Source organism: Thauera sp. AutoDN2 (assembly GCF_051280715.1).
In the GTDB taxonomy this organism is placed as follows: domain Bacteria; phylum Pseudomonadota; class Gammaproteobacteria; order Burkholderiales; family Rhodocyclaceae; genus Thauera.
In genome coordinates, this window is record NZ_JBNCAR010000040.1 from 1 (window position 1) to 21,830 (window position 21,830).

Annotated in this window: 19 protein-coding genes; 5 read left to right on the top strand and 14 right to left on the bottom strand. The window is 63.1% G+C overall.

Annotated elements, in window-relative coordinates; translation table 11 throughout:
• Window positions 1–169: 169 nt before the first annotated feature.
• The 3 genes from ACPT9U_RS15730 to ACPT9U_RS15740 form a co-directional block, all read right to left on the bottom strand.
• A complete protein-coding gene (locus ACPT9U_RS15730) occupies window positions 170–727 on the bottom strand; it encodes a class I SAM-dependent methyltransferase (RefSeq protein ID WP_435751597.1) in 558 nt (185 codons plus the stop codon).
• A gap of 143 nt (window positions 728–870) precedes the next feature.
• Window positions 871–3,804, bottom strand: a complete 2,934-nt coding sequence (locus ACPT9U_RS15735) for a beta strand repeat-containing protein (protein WP_435751598.1) — start codon at window positions 3,802–3,804, stop codon at window positions 871–873.
• A 293-nt stretch (window positions 3,805–4,097) separates the two neighbouring features.
• Window positions 4,098–4,349: a helix-turn-helix domain-containing protein gene (locus ACPT9U_RS15740; RefSeq protein ID WP_435751599.1), complete on the bottom strand. Its 252-nt coding sequence runs from the start codon at window positions 4,347–4,349 to the stop codon at window positions 4,098–4,100.
• Between the two features lie 115 nt (window positions 4,350–4,464).
• Between ACPT9U_RS15740 and ACPT9U_RS15745 the strand changes: the two genes are divergently transcribed.
• The 5 genes from ACPT9U_RS15745 (at window position 4,465) to ACPT9U_RS15765 (ending at window position 9,039) form a co-directional block, all read left to right on the top strand.
• The gene (locus ACPT9U_RS15745) at window positions 4,465–5,688 is read left to right on the top strand and encodes a tyrosine-type recombinase/integrase (RefSeq protein WP_435751600.1); all 1,224 of its coding nucleotides are present in this window, start codon (window positions 4,465–4,467) and stop codon (window positions 5,686–5,688) included.
• 94 nt (window positions 5,689–5,782) lie between these two features.
• Window positions 5,783–6,511, top strand: coding sequence for a DUF6088 family protein (locus ACPT9U_RS15750; RefSeq protein WP_435751601.1), 729 nt, complete (start codon window positions 5,783–5,785; stop codon window positions 6,509–6,511).
• A complete protein-coding gene (locus tag ACPT9U_RS15755; protein ID WP_435751602.1) occupies window positions 6,508–7,572 on the top strand; it encodes a nucleotidyl transferase AbiEii/AbiGii toxin family protein in 1,065 nt (354 codons plus the stop codon). Before ACPT9U_RS15750 ends, ACPT9U_RS15755 begins: the two co-directional genes overlap by 4 nt.
• A gap of 640 nt (window positions 7,573–8,212) precedes the next feature.
• On the top strand, window positions 8,213–8,419 hold the full coding sequence (locus tag ACPT9U_RS15760; protein WP_435751603.1) for a hypothetical protein: 207 nt from the start codon (window positions 8,213–8,215) through the stop codon (window positions 8,417–8,419).
• 17 nt (window positions 8,420–8,436) lie between these two features.
• Complete coding sequence (locus ACPT9U_RS15765; RefSeq protein ID WP_435751604.1) at window positions 8,437–9,039, top strand: DUF3489 domain-containing protein; 603 nt, start codon at window positions 8,437–8,439, stop codon at window positions 9,037–9,039.
• Window positions 9,040–9,103: 64 nt separating this feature from the next.
• Here ACPT9U_RS15765 and ACPT9U_RS15770 read toward each other — a convergent pair whose 3' ends face one another.
• The 11 genes from ACPT9U_RS15770 to ACPT9U_RS15820 form a co-directional block, all read right to left on the bottom strand.
• Window positions 9,104–9,643 carry a hypothetical protein gene (locus ACPT9U_RS15770; protein WP_435751605.1) on the bottom strand — a complete coding sequence of 180 codons (540 nt, stop codon included), beginning with the start codon at window positions 9,641–9,643 and terminating at the stop codon, window positions 9,104–9,106.
• 348 nt (window positions 9,644–9,991) lie between these two features.
• A complete protein-coding gene (locus ACPT9U_RS15775) occupies window positions 9,992–10,477 on the bottom strand; it encodes a hypothetical protein (protein WP_435751606.1) in 486 nt (161 codons plus the stop codon).
• 10 nt (window positions 10,478–10,487) lie between these two features.
• Window positions 10,488–11,366 (bottom strand): hypothetical protein, encoded by an 879-nt coding sequence (locus tag ACPT9U_RS15780; protein ID WP_435751607.1) that lies wholly within the window; start codon window positions 11,364–11,366, stop codon window positions 10,488–10,490.
• 18 nt (window positions 11,367–11,384) lie between these two features.
• Entirely contained in the window at window positions 11,385–11,777 is a 393-nt protein-coding gene (locus ACPT9U_RS15785) for a hypothetical protein (RefSeq protein WP_435751608.1), read from the bottom strand.
• Window positions 11,758–13,710: a hypothetical protein gene (locus ACPT9U_RS15790; protein ID WP_435751609.1), complete on the bottom strand. Its 1,953-nt coding sequence runs from the start codon at window positions 13,708–13,710 to the stop codon at window positions 11,758–11,760. Before ACPT9U_RS15790 ends, ACPT9U_RS15785 begins: the two co-directional genes overlap by 20 nt.
• Before the next feature lie 3 nt (window positions 13,711–13,713).
• On the bottom strand, window positions 13,714–13,947 hold the full coding sequence (locus tag ACPT9U_RS15795) for a helix-turn-helix transcriptional regulator (RefSeq protein WP_435751610.1): 234 nt from the start codon (window positions 13,945–13,947) through the stop codon (window positions 13,714–13,716).
• Between the two features lie 199 nt (window positions 13,948–14,146).
• The gene (locus tag ACPT9U_RS15800) at window positions 14,147–15,097 is read right to left on the bottom strand and encodes a hypothetical protein (protein WP_435751611.1); all 951 of its coding nucleotides are present in this window, start codon (window positions 15,095–15,097) and stop codon (window positions 14,147–14,149) included.
• A 339-nt stretch (window positions 15,098–15,436) separates the two neighbouring features.
• Window positions 15,437–15,958: a hypothetical protein gene (locus ACPT9U_RS15805; RefSeq protein WP_435751613.1), complete on the bottom strand. Its 522-nt coding sequence runs from the start codon at window positions 15,956–15,958 to the stop codon at window positions 15,437–15,439.
• A 12-nt stretch (window positions 15,959–15,970) separates the two neighbouring features.
• Complete coding sequence (locus ACPT9U_RS15810; RefSeq protein ID WP_435751614.1) at window positions 15,971–16,756, bottom strand: SapC family protein; 786 nt, start codon at window positions 16,754–16,756, stop codon at window positions 15,971–15,973.
• Window positions 16,757–16,901: 145 nt separating this feature from the next.
• On the bottom strand, window positions 16,902–18,101 hold the full coding sequence (locus tag ACPT9U_RS15815; protein WP_435751615.1) for a hypothetical protein: 1,200 nt from the start codon (window positions 18,099–18,101) through the stop codon (window positions 16,902–16,904).
• A gap of 145 nt (window positions 18,102–18,246) precedes the next feature.
• Complete coding sequence (locus tag ACPT9U_RS15820; RefSeq protein WP_435751616.1) at window positions 18,247–21,720, bottom strand: beta strand repeat-containing protein; 3,474 nt, start codon at window positions 21,718–21,720, stop codon at window positions 18,247–18,249.
• Window positions 21,721–21,830: the final 110 nt, after the last annotated feature.

Consider the following 21,830-nt stretch of genomic DNA (forward strand, 5'->3'; position numbering starts at 1 on the left):
CGTCCCGGTGTACGCGCCGCTGTACGGCCACCTCGCCACGGCGCTGAGCCGGTAGCTCTGCCTGCGCCATCAGTCTCTCCTGCTCCATCGTCGTTCTCCAGAAGTGAGTTCGGAGATGCAACGATCGATGATTCGGCTCTGATCGGGAACTACGGGGTTGCTCGGACGGTTACAGCGCACTGTCGATACGGTTGACGATGCCGGCGCCGTCTGAGCCCAGCACCTCGGCGTGTTCGGTGAGCAGGTCGCGCATGGGCACCATGGCGGCCCAGCCGGGCTGGGTGTTGTAGCTGATGTAGAGCACGCCACCCACTTTGAGCTTACGGCGCACGAAATCGACGATGACCGCGCGGTTCTCGTCGCTGATCCAGCTCCAGATGCCGTGCAGGCCGATGTAGTCAAAGTCCGGCAGCTCGGCGCGGCTGCAGAACTGGCCGAAGGCTTCATCAAACAGCTGTGCGCCGGAGTCCGCCACGCGGGCCAGCTCCTGGGCAAAGCCGGCCTGGGCGGGGTTGAAGTCGGTGCCGCTCCACTGCACTACGCTGGCGGCCGCGTGCAGGTTGGCGCTCATGCCCTGGCCAAAACCCAGCTCACAGGCACTGCCCACTTCAGGCGCCACCAAACCGGCATTGAGGAAGGCCAGGCGCACGCGCACGGGGTTCAGTTCGGTGTAGTAGCCGTAGGTGTAACCAATGTCGGCTACGTAGCCGGCGGTCCAGTCTGACATACGCAATCCTTTCGTGTGTAGGGTCTTCTCTGAAGACATCGCGAGTCGATGCGCTCAGAAAAAACCCCACCCCTCTTGCGAAGGATGGGGTTCGTAGGCTTACACCTCAAGCCCCGGTGTGCTGGGGCTTGTCTCTGGCGAGATTAGATGTACAGCAGGGTGCCTTGGCCGACTTCGTTGAAGGACGAAGCGGACAGATCCACCAGGCCGGTCAGCTTGACGATGCTGTCAGCGCCATTGGTGAAGGCAGCGTCGCCGTCGATGTCCTGAACGATGAAGGTGTTGCCACCGAACTGGAACCAAGCGATGCCATGGGTGCCACCGGACACCAGGTCTGCCGCCTTGGCAGCTTCGGTCACATAGTTGTCGAAGGTGGCTTCGGCAATCAGGGTGACCTTGGAGCTGGCGAAGTTGGCGTTAACATTGCTGGCGAACTTGATGGTTTCGCCCTTGGTGAAGTCGGTGATGGTGGCAGCAGCACCGGCGTTGGCAGCCAGGAAAGTGCTCACGTCGAACTGATCCACACCATCGCCACCGGTCAGGGTGACCGCGCTGGCGACACCACCATTAACCTTCAGCACGTCGTTGCCGGCACCGCCAATCAGCACGTCGTTGGCACCACGCGCGGTCAGCACGTCGGCAGCGGAGCCGCCCTTCACGGTGGTCGCCGCCAGGTCGGAAGCCACCGTGCCGATGGTCAGCACGCCGGATGCGGTGCTACCGTCGATCAAGGTGACAGCCGTGCTGGTGGCAGCCAGATTCAGGGTCAGGTTGCCTTCACCGGTCACATTGATGGTGGCAGCCTTGTCGGCATTCAGCGTCAGAGTGTTGGTGGAAACATTGGCCTTGCCGGCTGCCGTTGCGGTGATGTCGGTGTCGTTGGCAGTGATGTTGATGGTTTCAACACCGGCAGCCTTCACGGTACCAATGGTGGTGCCCGTAGCCGCATTGGCAATCAGGTTGACCACATCGCTACCACCGGTGGCATCTGCCAGCTTGACTTCAACGCCAGCTTGAGCCACGGAGGCAGAGAGGTCGCCGTTCAGTTGCACGGTAGCACCCGTCAGCATCTTGTCCAGGACCAAGCCGAAGTCGCCGGCGCCGTTACCGTTAGCGATGACGTAGTTGATGTCGTCCAGGTTATCCAGGTTGACCGTGCTGTTGGCACCCAGTGCGCCAACTTCCAGGCGCTCGAAGCTGGTGATCTTGTCCTGGAAAGTCACGCCAGCAGTGCGAGCAACCGCAGCTGCAGCGGACAGCACGATGGTGTCGGTACCGTCACCACCCTTCAGTTCAACCGTCGGGTCGATCGCGAGGGCTGCAGACAGATCCAGACGGTCGTTGCCAGCACCCAAGTCGATAGCCTTACTGATAGCGGTAGCAGCGTTGGCCACAGACACGTTATCCACACCGGCACCGCCAGTGTAAGTAGCCTTGTCGCCATTGATGGTCACGGTGACGGTACCGGTGGTGCCGGTGGTGTCGACCGATTCAACGGTGTCATTGACAGCAGCGTTCAGGCTCAAGCCAGCGGTCTCGGTGACCTTGACGGTCTTGAGCGCAGCCAGGTCGGTCGTCGATGCGTCGAGCAGGCCGGTGCCGGAAACGTTCAGCGTCTCGGTGGCAGCTGCCGTCAGGACGACGTAGTTGTTGCCAGTGGACTTGACGTTCAGGGTGGTCGGAGCCAGGGTCAGCGTGACTGCGCCAGCTTGGGTGGTCACAGCGGCATCACCGTTGTAGTAACCAGAGAAGCCAACCTTTTCCAGATTCAGCGCCAGTGTCGCAGCGGTGTCGGCCACGACGATGCCAGCGGCAGCGGTCACTTTGCCAGCACCGTAGGTCAGGCCGCTGTTGGACAGGTTCAGGGTTTCCAGCACGGTGGTGGTCGTGGTGGTGGAGTTGGCGTAACCATCGACCGTGATGGTCTTGATGGTGCCGTTGGCATCCGTCACACCCACTGCGCCGTTGGCCACGCCCAGCACGCCAGCCTTGGCGGCGACGGCTGCGACCGCGTTGCCACTGTAGGCGCCCGGCACCGAAGCGACAGCACCACCACCATCGGTGATCGCAGTAGCAGCGGTGGCGCTGGTGAAGGTCACCTTGGCCTGAGTGGCGCTGACCGTTTGCACGGCGCCGGAGGTCCAGCCATCGGTTACGCCGCCAGTCGCATCGGTGTAGATACCGAGGGAAGCGGAAGCATTACCCTGCTTGGCGTCCTTGGCCAGGTTGGCGAAGGCGGAAGCGGCTTCAGCAGCGGTCAGATCCTTGTTGGCGGTGAAGGTCAGAACGCCTGCGCCGAAATCGACAGCAACCGTCTGGCCAGCCGTCATCGCAGCAAAGGTCACATCCTGAGTGGCAGCCTTGGCGGCCACAGCAGTGACGGCAACGACTTCAGCAACCGATGCGTCCTGCTTCACGGTCACTTCGGTGGTGGCAGCATCGCCATTGATGGTTACCGCACCTTGGGTAATGGTGGCCCCCGTGGTGTCGGCCGCAGCGGCAGCCGCGTTGCTGGTGGCGACTTGGGTCACGGAAATGGTCTTGCCACCGGTGACACCGACGGTTGCCAGGGTGGCATCCGTGCCGGCCGTGCTGGCCTTGCCAGTCATGCTGACAACCACATCGCCCTTGGCGGCGGTAGCAGCACCCACGGCGACCGTGCTGGCGGTTACTACGTCGGTCAGTGCGACGTTGATGTTGTTGCCGCCGTCGACGGCCGTGGCGGCAGCAGTGGCCAGCGCAACGGACACGTCGGTAGTCGCACCTGCATCAGCGTTGATGGCGCCAGCCGTCTTGGTGATGTTCAGGTTGGTCACGCCGGTCAGCGTGGTGGTATCAACCGTCGTGCCGCCAGCTGCAGCACCCTGAACTTCGATGATTTCGACGTTGCTCAGATTGGCCAGCGGAATGTTGGTGGCTGCATTGGTCGCCACCTTCAGGGTGTCGGTACCGGCGCCGCCGTTAATCACGTCAAGCGCGCTGAGGGTGTTGAGCTCAGCATCACCTGCGTCAACAGAGCCAATGATCGTATCGTTGCCCGAGGTGCCAGGAACGTTATCCAGACCCTTAGTGAGCATAATAGCCAGTTACTCTGCAATCTCTTTGTAAGTCAAAGACTTACGCGCGTTTTGAAGCCTCCCAAGCGCCCATTTCCGACCACTTTCATACCGCAAAAGGCATATTTTTAGTCTAATCGGATATTTTCTTTGTCTTTTCAAAGACTTAGCCGCGCTCCCTACCTATATAGACGCAATTTACATCCAATCCGACGTACCAACTTCCTACCAACCGAAGCCATCAAGTAAAAAAGCCACCCTTTGTTGCTCCTTGGGTGGCTTTTGTTGCTTTTCGGCTTGACTTGCTGGTTGTCTCATTGTGGCGCTTGAGGCGGTTTTTGTGCCTTCAGGATCACCCCTATCGCGCCGTCGTCCCGCGTGACGAATTCGATGCCGGCCAGGCTCAGTGCCTTGACCACTTTGTTCAGTGTCGAGCTGCGGCTGTCGGCCAGCGCTCCTTCCATGCGCAAGAGCGCCGACATCGAGATGCCCGAGGCCTGCAGTAATTCCTCCCGGCTCCAGCCCAGCATCGCGCGTGCGGCGCGGATCTGTCTTCCGTCGATCATGGTCGACTCCTTTACGGTTTGATTGGCAAATTTCTCTGCTTGTTTAGATGCTTTTTATGTCTTTTGCGGCGCATTGTATCGTAGTATGGCCTCACGTTGTAAGAGGAGAAAGTCCATGCCAGCACAAGCATTGAGTACGGAGTTTTTGGCGACCTTGCCCGGTCGTGTGCCTGTCTCCGGGGCCGTGAGTTACTTCGATACGGAGATCAAAGGGTTCTTGCTGGAGCACCGCACCAGTGGCGGGGCGACCTTCTACTTTCGCTACCGCGATGCGGCAGGCAAGGTGCGGATGAACAACATCGGCCGGGTCGATGAGATCGCGCTAGCGGATGCGCGGGCCAAGGCGCACCAGATGAAGCAGATGGTGACCGAAGGGGGCGACCCGAAGCTGGAGAGCCACCGCTTCAAGGATGTGCCGACCCTGGCGGCGTTTGTCGCCGAGCGCTATCTACCCTACGCCAAGACAAGAAAGCGCAGCTGGGAGTGTGATGACTCGTTTTTGCGCAACCATGTGCTGCCTGCGTTTGGCTCTTACCGGATGAACCGTGTGACGCGCTCGGATGTGGTGGCGTTTCACCACAGCTTGCTGGATAAGGGCTACGCGGCTGGTACCTGCAACCGGATGCTGATTCTGCTCAAGTTCGTCTACAACTGCGCGATCCGCTGGGACGTGCTGCCCCCGACGGGCAATCCTTGTGTCGGGGTGGATGAGTTTGAGAACACGGTTTCACGGGAGCGGTACCTGACGACCGAGGAGGTGCAGCGACTGTTTGACGAGTTGGACACCAACCGCAATGTGCAGGTGGGCCAGGTGATCCGGCTGCTGCTCTACACCGGTGCTCGCAAGCGCGAGGTGCTGGATGCCAAGTGGGAGGAGATCGATTTCAGCCGGCAGTTGCTGACGGTGCCACCCGGTCGCTCGAAGTCGAAGAAGCCACGCCACATTCCGCTGTCGGATGCAGCCATCGAGTTGCTGCAGTCACTGCCTCGGCAGGACGACATCCCCTGGGTGTTTTTCAATCCGAAGACCAAGAAGCCGCCGGTGTCGATCTTTTACGCCTGGGACTCGATCAGGAAGAAGGTGGGCTTGGGCGAAGTGCGGTTGCACGACCTGCGCCACAGCTACGCGAGTTTCCTGGTCAATGCTGGGCGGTCGCTGTATGAGGTGCAAAAGCTCCTCGGCCACCACGATCCGAAGGTGACGATGCGCTACGCGCACCTGTCGCCGCAGGCGATGCTGGAGGCGGTCAATGTGGTGGGGAATGTGGTCGCCGGAGCCAGGGTGGGTCGGCCGGTGGCGGCTGCCAACCAGCCGCAAGCGGCAGTAGCCACCGCCTGATTTGTCCGAAGAGTGTTGATTACTTTCGGACAAGAATTCTGGATGCCTCTCATTTGTCCGATTTGTGTATATACTATTCGGACAGGAGGGCGCCATGCGAGGTCCCAGTCTCAATCTCAAATCACAGATCAGCCATCGCGTCGCCGGGCATCAGCCGGGCTACGTGTGGACGCCTGTCGACTTCCTCGACCTCGGGCCACGCGATGCCATCGACAAAGCGCTACAGCGCCTGGTGGCAACGGGAGATTTGCGGCGTGTGGATCGCGGCCTCTACGATCAGCCCCGACACAATGCACTGACCGGCAAGACTGCGGCACCCGACTACCGCAGCGTGATTGATGCGGTCAGCCGCCGAGACCAGGTGCGTGTGTTGGTCGACGGCATGACCGCTGCCAATGCCCTGGGACTGACCGATGCCGTGCCTGCCCAGGTGGTGGTGCATACCGATGGACGCCTACGTCCCATTCAATTGGGCAACCTCACCATCCAGTTTCGCTTGACGGCCGCCAGCAAGTTGTACTGGGCTGGCCACCCGGCCATGCAGGTCGTCCAGGCATTGCACTGGCTGCGCGACACCCTGTCTGAGCAGCGCGATGCCGTCATCGCCCGACTCAAGCGATTGCTCGCCAGCGACGCCAGCGGGGCGCTGAAAGACGACCTCCAGCAAGGACTGCCCACACTGCCTGCGTGGATGCAGGACCTGCTGCGCGAAATCCTGAGAGAAACCGACGACTCCGGTGCGAGCAGCAATGCCTATTTTATGGCCCCAATGCAACCTGCGTTTCCCGCTGCGCGGCACGTAGCGCAAGGAGCCCATCGATGACACCCGGATTCCAGGACATCATTGCTGCGGCGGAAGCGGATCGCCGTGACTTGTTCCTGAGCACGTCTATGCGGCTGGGCACGCCCATTCAGAATGTCGAGAAAGACTTCTGGGTGTGCTGGGTGCTGGACCTGCTGTTCAACGGGGCCGGTGCTGATGAACCCCGGCTGTTGTTCAAGGGCGGCACGTCCCTCTCGAAGAGCCATGGCCTGATTTCCCGGTTTTCCGAGGACATCGACATCACCGTCTTTCGAGAGGATCTGGGTCAGGCGGTTGATGTGCAAGACCTGGAAGGCCTGAGCGGAAAAAAGCAGCGCGCGCATCTGAATGCAATCAAGGAAGCCTGCCAGCGCTACATCACCTCGACGCTCAAGACACGCCTGACCGCCAGCATTGCGTCGGCGTTTGAGCGGGCAGGATTGCCCTTCAATCCGTCGGCGGTCACATTGGACCCCGACGATCCGGATCAGCAAACCCTGCTGATCGCCTATCCGGCTGTGAGTGCCCAACCTGGGGACTACAACCCGCCGACCGTAAAAATCGAAGCCGGGGCCAAGTCTGCGCTCGATCCGCACCGCGCCACCACGGTCAAGCCCTACCTGGCAGAGGATGTGCCGAACCTGATGCTGAACGTGACCAACGTCGTGACCATCGACGCCGAGCGGACGTTCTGGGACAAGGTGGTCATTCTTCACGGTCAGCGTCGCTGGTTTGAGCGACGCGGTGAGCTGCGTCGCCAAGGGCAGCGCGTCTCCCGTCACTACTACGACATCTACCGTCTGCTGCGCAGCGATGTCGGCCAACGTGCGGCGTGCGATCTCGACCTGGCCAGAGACTGCGCACGGCACGCCCGGATGTTTTTCAACAGCAGTGATCTGGATTTGGCCACCGCCCATCCTGGGACATTTGCTCTGTCGCCACTATCGGCAATGGATGCCCAACTGCGCCGGGACTACACGGCCATGGCTGGGATGATCTTCGGCGAAGTGCCTGAGTGGGAGAGCATTGTCGAAACCATTCAGCAATTCGAAGAACAGGTCAACGCGGGCGACAGCCAGTGACGAACACCGCACTGACCGAGTAATTGCGCAAATTTGCGCCTTTTCTGCAGGACGACCGCCCAGGGCCGTCCCTGGCCACAAATCCGCCAATTGGCGGATTTACCCGCTGGCCAGCAGGTCGAGGATGCGCAATTTTGCGCACCCACCCAGGCGGCAGCGCCGGCAGCACACCGTTATGCAAATTTGCTGATCGGTGCCCACCTCGACAAATTCCGCCCATGGGCGGATTTCCGGCAGCAGACGCAGAGATGCAAATTTGCATCTCTCGGGCACGCCATCGCTACTGGGCTAACTGCTGACTACCACCGAAACCATGCCAATTGGCAAGATTTCCCTTCTGGTGGCGCACGCGACTGACCTTCGGCAAATTTGCCGAAGGTGATCACCGGGTCAGCAAGTCGCGCCTTGCACCCAGGAGATGCCAATTGGCAACTCCATGGCCTGCCGTGCCCACCATCCGGAAACCGGCAAATTTGCCGGTTTGCTCCGCCCCTGCAGGCTGCCTGCGCCAATTGGCGGAGCCTGCGCTCCTCCCCAAATTCGCACATTCACGAATCCGTCGCAAGCCCTCAGAAAGCGCTTGGCTTCACGGGCGAACAGAGCGTGAATGGCATCGTCCATCAACCCCCAGGAGCCAACGATGCCCACAACCCAACCCCAGGCCATAGACGCCTACCTGCAGCACATCGCCACCATCCGCAGCCAGATTGAGGCGTTGCAGCGCCACGCCGACGACCACTTCGGTCACGACCCTGAGCACATCCACTGGGGCCACGTCGGCGATCTCACCCGCATCGAGAACGGCCTGCGCGAGGTGCTGGCGCTCCTCGATAGCAGCGACAAGTAATCACCAGGAGAACCACCATGTCCGCACAAACTTCCCCCATCACCGAACGCCAACTGGATCTCATCACCCGCGCGCATTGCGACGCCGGTGGCTTGATCGAGCCGCTACTGGCCCTCAAGGGCGGCGCCAAACTGAAGATGATCGCCAGCCTCGCCAGCCGCCACCTGATCGAACAGGCTGATGGTCAATGGCGCCTGACCCCCACGGCTATCGCGATCATCAAGGGCGACGCCCAGCCGGAGGATGTACTGCCGCCAACCCCGACGGTGACAACGACAGCCACCGAAATCACTGCAGCCACGCCGTTGCAAACGACAGTGCCGCCCGATGACCCGGAGATGGAAGCCGCCGTGGTGGCAGCTGAGGCTTCCTGGCAAGCCGTGCAGGAAACACCTCGCGTGCGGGCCGACAGCAAGCAGGCCCAGGTCATCGCCCTACTGCAACGACCGCAAGGCACCTCGATTGCCGAGATCATGGCGATCACCGGCTGGCAAGCGCACAGCGTTCGTGGCCTCTTTGCCGGAACGCTCAAGAAGCGCGGCATCGTGGTCACCTCCGAGAAGACCGAAGGCGGCGAGCGGGTGTATCGGGTCGCTGCACCTGAAGCCGCCCGCCCCTGATCAACCGGGCGCAGACCGGGTTGCCAACACCTGCGCAACCCGGCGCCCTCACTGCGTCAAGCCCTCACGCCACCAACTCCTCCAGCGCCTGATGGATCGCACGGTCAAGCAACTCGGCCACGCCCCGCACATCGGGCTTGTCGACCACCAGCGCCACGATCTCCGGGGCCACCTTGTTGGGGATCTGCTGCATCCGGTCTCGCAGCTGACGCGCCAGCGTAAAGACCTTGGCGTCCACCTCGTCCTTGCTCACCAGCTTGTCGCTGCGCTCCTCGAACTCCAGTTTTGCCAGCCGGGCGGCGTAGGTTTCTCGCACGGCGCGGGCCTTGTGATAGTCAACGCCACGCGCTTCATCACCAGCCGAAGGGGTGGGCGGTGTGGTGGATGGGCGTGAGGTTGCCATGGGCGTTGCCACCCGGGTTGCCACGCGTTTTGCGCTGGACAGCGGCGCGGGCCGGGTGTGCTGCTGCCACTGCGCATCGGCTTTGGCCGGATCGATGCTGCCATCGGCTTCTTTGTGGATACGCCCGGCAGCAATGGCCTTGCGCACGGCTTCGTGACTGACGCCGCGATGTTGGGCATACGCCCGGATAGACATTCCCATGAGTGATTCTCCTGTGAGGATGGAAGGGATGAAATGCGGACCGGTGAATGGCGGCTGGCAACTGGCAACCGGCAACTGGCAACCTTTTTTCAGTCGCTGACGCTAGCGAAGCGCCGCGGTGCGTCCGGCCCGCGCATTTACTTTCGCCAGGGAGGACCCGTTGTCCTTTGGCGTGGGTGGTGTTGGTGTTCGGGCATGTGTGTTCGCTCGGGTTGCGTGCTACCCCCGGATGCAACCGTCACGAACGTCACCACCATCACAGCCCCACCGAGAACCAGCACGGTGTGACGGTGGTGATGGTTGTGACGGTGGTTTGCCGGGGTCGCAACACCCCGGCGCAAACACACACTAGCTGCGACGCCTGCCTTCACGTCGGCGGTGCTGTTGCTGGCGCCAGCGCGCCATCGTCAGTCGGCCCATCCGCTGGGTCTCGCGCCACAGCGCCTGACGCATCCGGCGCATGGCCTGGGGCAGCATCAGCGGCAGCAGCCCTGACCACTGCGCCCAAGACGGTGAGCCCTTCTTGCGGCGCCTGCCCGGCAGTGGCGTAGGCGCCACCGACGGCTTGGCCGGGCTGTTCTGGGCGGTGAACCAGCGCTGCTGAGGTAGCTGGAGTTGCTGAGGCTGCCTGGCCATCGGCTCGCTCTGCTCCGGCGCTTCCACCGGCGGTGGTGCGACCTGCACCGTGGGCAGAGGCTGGTGCATCTGACGCAGCCAACGCAGGGTCAGGTCGTCCAGCTGCTGCGGGGCAATCCGTGTGGGCTGGCGGGTTAGCGGCGCACTGGGGATGATGCCGGTGGTCATGCTGGTAGTAATCGGCTTCTTGACGTCCATCACTGCCTCCTCACAGCTGCTCAAGCTCAGCATCCAGCTGCCTGGACGCCTGAGCCACCAGTTCGTCGGAGAGCTTGATCACGTACTTGCGCTGCTCAAGGTACGGGCTCCAGTCGTAGGCCGCCGAGGTGGCACGGGCAATGACCGGCAGCAGCGGCTCCAGCTGTTCGTGCATCTCGATGTCTGACACCAGATAGCGGGCGTACTGGTAGGCGCGGCGGGCATCGTGGCGCGCTTGTGGCAAATCGGCCCGGGAAGCATCGACCGCCTGCAACTGCTGCTGCAAGGTCTCCAGGCTGGTCTTGGCCAGTCGCACTTCCAGCTCGGCTTGAATGAGCGCTGTCGGCGGGGCAAACGCTGTCTGGGCGGCCTCGTCGCTGTCCGTGCTGTCCGCCCACTGCTGCGAAGCCACCAGCGTCTCCTCCTTGACCTTCACCTCGGCTTTGGCCAGCCGCGCCTCGATCTTGGCGATCTGATCCTGCAGGCGTTCGCGCTCGGCTTGGGTCTGGCGATCCTTCTGCGACAGCGCTTTCAAGGCGGCTTGCGCTTCTTGCAGCTTGGTCGGCGCCTCCACGATGGGACGCAGTTCGCGTACCTGCTCCTCCAGGCTGCGCAGGTGGCTGACCAGCGGCTGCACGATATCGTGCGCTGCCGTCACCCGTGCCCACTGCCTATCCTCCTGCGGGCTGCGCTCCACGCGGCGCGGGTTGAGGCTGTCCTTGATGCGTTGGTATTCGGCCTGCTCGGCGTCGTAATCGGCCTGGGCCTGAGCGTGGGCCTTGCGGGTTTTAGCGAGCTCGCGCTCGACCTGCTCGAACTCGGCCTTGATGCGGGCGTAGTAACCACCGCTGCTGCCAGCACTCTTTTTGCTGAAAGGGTTGAGTCTCATCATCATCTCTCCTGTCGGTTAGCGTTGTTGGGCTTTCTGGGCTTCTTGCGCACGCTTTCTGGCCGCGCGCACCAGCGGGCTTTTCTGATCGTCGGCGCCGTCGCCTTGCGTGGGCGCATCTGCTGCGGTGTCGGCATCGGCGCGCTTGCCCAGACCGCCGTACTGCTGGGCGTAGCGGCGGCAGGCAGCGATCAGGGGGCTTTCTTCAATCGCCGGGCTTGGCGATGTCGATGCCAGGGGTGACGTCCTGGTGGGCAGTGCCGTACTCACTGGCTGCGCAACCTGCGGCTGCGGACTCAGCGGCACCCGGGCATGCGGCGACTGCGTGATGAACGTGAACCGGCGGCGCGGCTGCACAGGCACAAAGGTGGCGTTGGGGATGGGGCGTGGTCTATTCACGGTGTGCTCCATAACGAATGCCGCCCACAGAAGTGGGGGTGACGCTGGGCGGCGTGGCGTCGGTCGATGGGTGTTGTGTACTGATGCGCCACAGCGCACCGTCGCGCCCATGGCCCATCGGGGTGATGTCAATGCCCTTGCTGCGGTAGGCCGGCGCGATACGGCGCAGCTGATCGGCCAGCCCCTTCGGAGAACGGGGCCAGCTGCTGCGGTCGGTCACGGCGTGCAGGTTGAGCAGGTCGTAGAGTTGGCCGGCGGTGCCTTGCCAGTGCCAGGGCAGCACACGCTCGCCGAGGTATTTCTCCAGCGCCTGGGCCACGGCGTTGCTCTCCAGTGCTCGGTCCACACCTGCACGCACCATCTGGGCGTAGCGCTGCTGGAATTCACCGGCGGCAAAGCCCAGCGCACGGGCCACGGCTTCACCCAGCCGCTCGAAATCGGCCATGCGCTGTTTGTGGGTGAGCGTCACGCTGGGCAGGATCGCCAGGGCCGCGCTGAAGAGATCGAGCAAGGCCGCAAACACCCGGGGGCGGTCGCGCTCCCAGCCGGCCTGGGTATCGGCCTCGTCGCGGCGCTGCGAAGGGGCGATGGTGGGCATGTCGATGTGCACCACCCGATCAATCAGGTCCGGGCGCGTGGCCACCACGGCAATGCCGTTGAGGATCACCGGCCGTTTGGTCGAGAGGATGCTTTCCTCGCCGTTGGTATAGAGCTGGCGCGCGGCAAAGCCGCCCCCAGTGGCCAGCGTGCACAGCGCATCTTGCTGCTCGGCCGTCAGGCCGGAGAGGTTTTCGTAGGAGATGATCCAGTTGTTGGCCCCGGCCACGAAGATGTCTTCGACGGTCTTGGGGCGCCCACGCAGCGCGACCTTGTTGGGGTCGATGAGGCTGCGCAGCACGGTCTGCGTGGTGGATTTGGCCGAGCCTTGTTCCCCCACCAGCTCCAGCACCGGAAACGGCGTTTCCGGCCGAAAGCACTCCAGTAACCAGGCCACGACCATCAGCCGCTGCTCGGATGGTACGTTGGCGTACTGCCACAGCAGCCCCAGGTCAGCGTGGGCGGCGTCCGGTTCGGGCAAGGCGCGCATGGCGGCCGTGCGGGTAAAATAAGCTGGTGACGGTGTCAGTACCCGCCAGCCCCAGGCGCCCACTTCTACGGCACGCCAGTGCTCGTCGCACAGATCGATCAGATAGCCGTCACCGTGCTGGGCCGCGCGCCAGTGCACCTCGACTTCATCGCCATCATTGAGGCCTGCCGCCGCCAGCGTGGCCAGGGCCGACTTGAGCGTGGTCTCCGGCACCCCGCGTTCGCAGTGGCGCCAGTACAGCGCGCGCAACCATTCCTCGAAGCCCGAGGACATCACTGGCCAGACTTCGGTGTGCCCCAATACCGGCAATATGGCGTAGGCCTTGCGGTCGGCGTCGTGCACAAAGCGCCCTGTCTCGCGGGCCAGCCCGACCAGTTCGTCAATCGCAGAGGGGTCCGCATCGCCGTGGGGCAATTCGGCCTGTACGGCCTTGTCCAGCAGGCCCAAGAGCACACCTTTGTTGAGCCCCTTGGCCATGTGCCGAACCCGCACATAGCCAGCCAAATCACCGGCCTTGAGTTCCGCCAGGGCTTCGATGACCGGCGTCTCCAGCAGCGCACCGACGTCTTCGGGCAGTCGCTTCAAGGCATCGGCGATGACCTGCGGCAAACCCTCCAGCATCACCGCCTGGTCGGCGGCCTCCAGATCGTCCTCTGCCGACGCTTGTGCATCCTGCGTGGCATCCTCCGTCGCCGGGCTATGTGCTTCTTCCGGTGGCGGCACCATCGGGAATTGACCGTCACCATCGTCACAACCATCACACGCCCCTTGGCCCTGACTGCCGTGATGGTCGTGATGGTTGAAATCGGGGCTGCTGTCCTCTGGCAGCGAAGACACGGCGAGATCGATCACTGCCATGGCTCAGCCCACCTGCGCGTTGCTGCGCGAGACGCGGCTGCGCGCCTCGATCCATTGCGCGACGTCGTGCTCCAGCCAGCCGACGCTGCGCTCGGACAGACGCAGGGCGCTGGGGAATTCACCGCGCCCGATCAGGGCGTAGAGCGTGCTGCGTGACAGGCCCGTGCGGGCCAGCACCTGGCGACAGCGCAGGATGCGCTGATGACCCGGAACCACCGGGATCGCTTCGTATTGCATGAGAACCTCCTGAATCGCATAAGGCATGCGGCGCAGGTTCTCAAGCGCGCTCCCGCCGTAGGAAGCGCTACGGCAGGGACGCTAGACGGGACAAGGGTTTGCGGGCGGCACTGCGGCAGGGGCGGTTTTGCGCAGGCTCAAAAATGACGGTAGGGGAACTGGCGGGTGGCCTGTCTGCGGCCATGCAGCGCCCGTTCAATCAGAGGTAATCGGCCAAATCGGCCCACTCTGGGAAGCGGGTCTGCAGGATGTGGATGGCGCGCTGACGGCTCATGTGGCCTTTGTCAATCAGCCAGGCAGCCACGAGGTCCGGCCGCCACCAGGAGGGGTAGTGCTGCATACCCCGGCTGGGCAGGCCCTTTTGCACCAGGGCGGCGGCCAGTCCCTTGTTGGCGCGCTTGAGGTTACTCATCCGTTCGCGGAACCACTGCGCGTTCTCCTTCGGGTCGGCGCGAACCTTGAAGACGTCGATGATTTCATCGGTGGGCACGCCCAGCTTGCGTAGCTCTGCCTCGCTGGGGTAGCTGGCGTAGTCGTTCTGGGGTGCGCTGGAAATTGCTGCGCTGCCCTGCAACTGCGTCACCAGCGACCAGCTGGTGGTGGAATCCTGGGGGTTGGGATCGCTGCTGGCTGGGGTGCAGGCAGCAAGATCGTCCTGCGGCGCGAGGGCCTGCGTCGCCACCTCCGCCACCAGCGGCACCGGATCGTTGGCGGCGACCTGGCGCTCAACGACCTCGGTGTGGGTGCGGCTGTGCATGACAGCAATGTGCGACACGGCCAGTCCTGCGGAGGGTTGCTGGAGGGCAGGAAACGCGGGAAGTGCACTGGCCCACGACGGTAGCCCTGGCGCGACCACCTTGCGGCGCTCGGGCAAGGTGCGAGACCACGCGATGAAGCTGCTGCGCTCGATCAGTACCCGGTTGCGGGCGGCCAGCTCGTGGATGGGATCGTCATAGGGTTTGCCGTCGCTGCGGCGCCACTTCACCTGACCACGTTCGCAGGCGCTCAGCAGCGCTTGCCGTTTGGCCTCCAGTAACTGCGGCTCTGGCCAACCCCAGCGCTCCAACACCAGCCATACCGGCCACCAGTCAGAGTGGGTCCAGTAGTCGATGTCGTCGGGCGAAGCCGCAAGTTGGGGATGGGCTGACATATGCACTCCTTTAGATACATAAAGTGTCTAATGGGGAGCATTAAATCAGAACTGAGACAGGAAAGGATGCATTTCCGGACAGGGCTGGACGCTTTCGTGCAAAGACGAACTGCGCCGTCAGGCAGCCCTGACTCACCCCACCCACAGCACATTCATCCCCGCCATGCCGGCATCCGGCACGCCGACCGCTTCCATCTCCAGCGCCCATGGGTCACAGGAGGTCGGTTACGCACCCTCGCCCAGCGGCAGCCAGCCGATGGATTCGGCTTCGATGGCCGCAAGTTCGGCCTGCAGATCTGCCTCGGTGATGCGCAACGGGTTCGGTTCCACGACAATCCCTCAGTGCAGCGCCATCGCGCCCGGCGCCGCTTGCGGCCGGGCCACTTCCATCCACCCCGGCCAGACCGTGGTCGGCCACTCGCCGCGCTGGTACTGCTCGAACACGATACCCAGCCACTGACGCAGTGGCTGCGCGGTTAGGGTCAGCGTCGCCTGTGCCTCGCCTTCCCCCTTGAAAGTGAGCACCACCGCCTCCTCGCCCTGGGCGATGTCGACCGAATCCACGCGCCAGCCTGCCTCTTCCGACGATGCCCGTACCGGTGGCTCAGGGGCCAGTTGTGCCCGCGCCGCCTGTTGCGCAAAGCCTTGCACGATCTCCTGGTGCGCTGCCTGGACCGACGGGATGCGTGAGGCCGGTGAAATCTGCCGTGACAGCCAGGCCGTCAGGTGGGCCACGAGCCTGTTCATCAACCGCTGCGTCAGCCACAGCACGACCGTATCCCCTTGGGCAAGTTCGCCCGTCAGGCGGATACGATCTTCCTGGTCGATGTATTCCGTGGTGATGCGTTGGAGGGTGGCCATGGCTTTCCGAACCTACTGTGCGCCAAAGCTGAGCGTGCCGTTGTTGCTCAGAAAGCTCAAATCCAGTTCGCCGTTGGGTGCGGCCGGCAGCGGGTGTGCGGCCTTGCGGTGGGCCTGGGCGAGTTGGCCGAGCAGCAGCAGATGCTGCATCGACAGCAACTGGCAGTAGACCATCGGCAGCGCGCCGGCTTGCTGCAGCGCCTTGAGGGATTCGGCCGGCAGCGCGTTCAGCGCGGCTTCGTCAATGCGGTAGAGGCCATCGACCTGGCGCTGTCCGGCTTCTGTCTGCACGGTGATTGGCCAGGGCTGGATGAGTTGGTGCTCCGCCAGTGCCTGGCAGATGCGCTGAGTCTGGGCCCGGTTGGCCTGCACCTGGGTGAGGAAAGCGAGGATGTCCTGCACCGCCTGGGCGGGACGGCCCTCACTGTCGTAGAAGGCTTCGCCCTCGGCCTCGGTGAGCAGACCGCTGTCAGCATCGAACGCAAGCACCTGCTGGCCATCGGGCAGGTTGGCCAGCGCAAAGGGGTGGGCGCGGTAGGCGGCTGGCGTATAACCACCTAGCCAGCGACCGTCGGGTGCGACGAAGAGGTTCTGCCCGGGCTGAATGCCGAGCACCGCCACTGGGGCGAACTGGTCGTTCTGCCGTACGAAGGCAATGGGCAGGTGCAGCACCGCACGCGGCAGCTCCTGCGCGACCAGGGGCGCCAGCGCCTCTTTGGCGGCGAAGGCGTAGCTGGCGTAACGCTGCCAGCGTTTGTCGGCGTGAGTGCTCTGGGCGATGGCGTGGAAAGTGGGCATGGGGTCGGGTCGTTGGGGTGTCTTATTTTCGTGAGCGCACTTTACCCGAGCGTGCTCACGTAAAAAACCGGCCGCACGCGCGAAGGACAGCCGATGAACTCGGCCTCAATGGCGGCAAGCTCAGCCCGCAAAGTGTGCTCATCCATCACGAAATCTTGAGCGTGTCGCCACCGGGCACCACGGGCAATGCCGCCTTCAACGCATTGACGTAAGCATTGCGCGCGGTCTGCATCGCCGCCACCTGCATCTGCAGTTTGGCGAGTTCCTGGTCGACGAACTGGATGCTCTGCAGTTGCGCCTTGGCATCGTCGGACAGGCTGTCGAGGTCGTATTCGAGGTTGTCGATCTTGAGGGTGGGCATGGGTGTTTCCTGATCAGGTGGTGGTGTAGAGGCTGCTTGATGCCAGCGGGCAAGCTGCTGGTTGATTCTCCGCGCCTCGTGGATGATCTTGGCCGGTCGGGCGGCGTCCTGATGCCAGCGCTTGGCGCGCTGCGTGCGGCACTGCTGCAGGGCTTGGTGGCGACCTCGCTCGGGGGTGGTAGCCAACACCCAGCCCGCCTCCTGTAGCGCACTGCGCACGCGCTCGCACACCACTGGTGGCATGGGCGCTTCGCGCAGCACGGCCTCGCTGGGTTTGAATGCCTGACTACGCGTCATCGCCAGCATGTACTGGGTGGCATCGTGCAATTGGATACGCCCGTTCTGGTTCACATGGATCAGCGGGCAGTGCGGCGCCAGTTCGGGCAGTACGTGGTTGGGGTAGATCTCGTCACCCCAGTAGCGCCGGGCAACCTGCCGGAAGTGTTGAAAGTCGCGAATGGGGATGAACTGCGCCTCATCGAAGGGCAGGATCTCCACCTTGGGCTTGGTGGGCGTGACCGTGTCGTTGGCCACGTCGATGTAGAGCGTGCCAACCTGAAAGGCGTTCTGGAAATACTGACCCCGCAGGTCACCCCAGACCTGACGGAAATCGCCGCCGGCGCGTTGAAATGCACGCAAGGCGCGCAAGCCGACTGCCACGTTTGAAGGCAGCGTTTTCTCATCAACGATCCTCAACTGTTTCTGGACCGCCTCAGCGATTTCGAGGCACTGGCCCAGTGGATAGGGCTTGCCCAGCTTCACCGGCTGCAGTCGCTCAAGCTCAGGGTCCAGTTGCCAGCGAATCGCCAGCAAGCTCGCCTCCAGTTCGGGCAGCACCGGCAGCAGGTAGCGCTCGGTCAGCGCGGCCTGCGCGTGGTGGTGAAGGATGCGGGGTTCATTGGGGAGGAGCGGGGTGAGCCAGCTGCGCGGTCGTGGCCACGCCTTGCGGTCATCCACCGCACCGGGCGTCACGGCACAGTCCATGGAGGAGTCTGGATTCAGGAAGTATTTTTTCGTGAGCGCACACTATCCGAATGCACTTAGGAAAAAACCCTGCCCCTCTTTCGAAGGACAGGGTTCGTAGGCTTACACCGCAAGCCCCGGTGTGCTGGGGCTTGGAGTTTTTGGCTTAGATCAGCGCGACGGTTGCGTAGTCGCTGTTGAACGACAGGTTGTCGGCATTGACGCCGGTCAGCTGGATCACCAGGTCTTCCGTACCCGTGAAGACACCCGTGGTCGAGACACCGCTATCCACCACCACGTAGGCATTGCCCTTGTAGTTGAAGTAGATCGCCTGGCCCTCAGCGTCGTCCGTGCCGGAAACTTCACCACCAGACCAAGTTGCTTCGTTCTCAGCCTTGATCTGGGCCATGGCAGCACTGACGAAGCTGTCAAAGCTCGCGGTGTTGTCGTTCAGGTTGGTGTCCAGCTTGGTGAAGCTGGTGACTGCTGCAGCAGCCGTGCCAGTGATGTCGTACCAGCCCAGCTGCAACAGATCGCCAGCCTGGAAGTCCGTGATCATGTAGTAGCTGTTGGCATCCTTGGAGCCTTCGTCGGCAGCTGCAGCGGTCAGCACGAACAGGTCGTTGCCGTCACCACCGGTCAGGAAGGCGCCGTTACCACCATTGCTACCAGCGGTGATGATGTCGTTACCAGCACCACCCGAGATCACATCCGTCTTGGCGGTTGCACCGACCGAGGCGGAGAGGGTGTCGTCGCCCGAACCACCGGTGATGGTCAAACCAACGTTACCGATGGCAGCAACCGTCAGGTCACCGGTCAGGGTGCCTGCGTCGATGGTGGCCAGTTTGACCGTGGCGGCATCCAGTTTCAGCACCAGGTCGGCGTTGCCGTCGACCTTGACGCTGGTGGCCGCTGCGGCCTTCAGGGTCAGGGTGCTTTCGTTGGTCGCTGCAGTGGTGCTGGTGTCTTCTGCCGTGATGTTGATGGTTTCGACATCAGCGACCGTCAGGAGACCATGGTCGATGTCCGCCGTACTCACACGAGCAACGACATTCAGCACGTCAGCGGTACCGGTGTCGGCGTCCTTGACGGCGACGGCGATACCCGCTGCAGCGGTCGTGTTGGTCAAGACCACGGTGCCGCCGCTGGCCATCTTGTCGAGGGTCAGCAGGAAGTTGCCAGTTACCGTACCGTTGGTGGTGACGTAGTTGGTGAAGCCGAGGTTTTCCAGGTCGATGGTAGTAGCGCTAGCCTGGTTAACCTGGTCGTTCAACGTCAGACGCTCGAAGCTGTCGAGCTTGGCCTTGAACAAGGTGTCGCCATCACGTGCTGCAGCGCTGGCCACGGTCATCGACAGGGTGTCGGTGCCTTCACCGCCCTTGAGGGTAGCGGTGGGGACAACGACGGTGCCGTCCAGCTTCAGGGTGTCGTTGCCGGCGCCCAGGTCGATGGCCTTGGTGATAGCGGTGCCGCCGTTGGTGACGGTGACGTTATCCACTGCGGCGCCACCGGTGTAGGTGGTGGCCGTGCCGTCAGCGACGGTGAAGGTGGCAGTGCCAGCGGTCATGCCGGTGGTGTTGATGGCGGTGGCGGCAGCCAGATTGCCTGCTGCCGTGGTGCCCGCAACGAGGCCGGTGCCGCTGACGTTGACTGCGGTGGCAGTCGCGGACTTCAGGGTAGCGGCCGTGGTGCTGTTGGTGGTGACCGTGGCGTTCAGCGTGGTGGTGCCAGCAATCACATCCACCGTGCCGGTAACGTTGGTCAGGTTCAGCGCCAGGGTGGCCGCTGCGCTGGCGATGCCGAAATCAGCACCGTTGGACAGGTTGACCGTGGCCAGGGCGTTGTTGGTGGCGCCCGTGATGTCGGAGCTGGTCAGGTAGGAATCCACCGTCACGGTAGCGAGGGCAGCGCCACCCGCGATTTGCACGTCGCCGACCTTCACACCCAGCACCGGGGCTACGCCATCAACGGCGGCGACACCTGCGGTAGTGGTGGTGAGGGTCGCGGACTTTGTACCGCCATTGTCTGCCAGACCCGTGGTGCCAGCAGTCTTGGCAGTGAAGACGACGGTGTCGCCTACGGCAGCCGCGCTGCTCCAGTCGTCCAGGCCGTCGTCGGAGAAGACGCCCTTGGCAGCGATCTGCGAACCCTGGGTGTCACCGGTCGCGCCTGTCGGCAGCACTGCATCGGCGTTCAGGTTGGAGAAGGCGGCAGCTACTTCGGCAGCCGTCATGGCCACGGTAGCGGTGAAGGTCAGGTCGTTGGTGCCGTCGGTCAGACTCAGCGTTTCACCAGCAGCCAAGGCCGCAAACTTGACGCTGACCACTTCCTTGACACCCGCCACTGCCAGCGCACCATTGTCCGCAGTGGCGGCCAGGTCTTGCTTGACGGTGACGGTGGTGGTGGTGGCGTCCGCAGCGATGGCGACATCGCCTTGGGTATGGTCAGGCGAAGTGCCGCCGGCCACGAGTGCGCTGGCGCTACCCACCTTCTGGGTCACGCTGATGGTCTTGCCGCCGGTGATGTTGATGGCACCCATGACGATGTCGACGCCGTCAGAAGCGGCCTTGGCCGTGGCTTCGACGACGACGTCGCCCTTAGGCGCCGTGCCGCCGGTGCCGATGGTGATGTCGTTTTCGGCGCCAGCGCCGTCATCCTCAACATCAGTCAGCTTGACGGTAACGTTGTTGCCGCCATCGACGATAACGGCGTTCTGGTTGGCAGCCTGCAGCGTGACGTTCACGTTGGTTGCGGCAGCAGCCTCAACCTTGACGCTTTCAGCCATCTTGGTGACGTTGATGTCGGTCAGACCAGCGACAGACTTGGCGGCCAACGTGGTGGTGCCGCCTGTGCCCGAGCCTTGCAGTTCAATGATTTCAACGTTGCTCAGGTTCGGCAGGGTGACAGTCTTGCTCGTGTCAGCCGTGGAGATCTTCAGGGTGTCGACGCCTGCACCACCGTTGACGAGGTCCAAGGAGCTGATGGTGTTCAGCTCAGCACCGCCAGCGCTGGTGTCGATCGAACCAATGATGGTGTCGTTGCCCGAGGTACCCGGAACATTGTCCAGACCCTTAGTGAGCATGAAGGTCTGGCCGGTGGTGCCAGCCGGGGTGGCTTCGATCGCGGCCTGGAGGGCTTCCGGCGTCGAAACGTCGGTTTCCGGGGTCACGTTGGCGATCAGGCCCTGAAGGAGGGCGAGGTCGGTCGCGGTGCCACCCAGGGTGATGGCGTAGTAGTTGGCCACGGCGACCTTGTTCTCGAAGGCCAGCTTGGTGTTGCCAAAGGTGGCGTCGCCGTCCGGAACGGACTGCAGGGCCACGACCACGTTGAACAGGGTGTCGGCGCGGGAGACACCGGCTTCAAGGGACTTGACCACCTCTTCAGCGACGTAGGCTTGGGCAGCGGCGCTCGCGGTGCTGCCGACGAAATTGGCGACGAACTTGTTCGCGAACTCTTCGTTGGTCAGCGCAACCGGGTAGATCGACTTGAACGCGCTGGTTTCGCCCAGGTCGCGCGCGAGGACGTCGACGCGGCCGGCGTAGCCGACCAGCTGGTCCAGGTAGGTGATGCTGGGGGCAGCGTTCAGCATCGCGATGAAAACTTTCTGGATCTGGGTGCGCTCGAGCGAGGTAATAGCCATATGAATCTCCACTAGCCCGCATTTCTCACACCCTCACGGTTCGGCCCCCGGTGGCGCGGCTTTTTGCTTCACGCGTCGCCGTGACCGCGAGGGTTCAGGCTCGCGAGCGG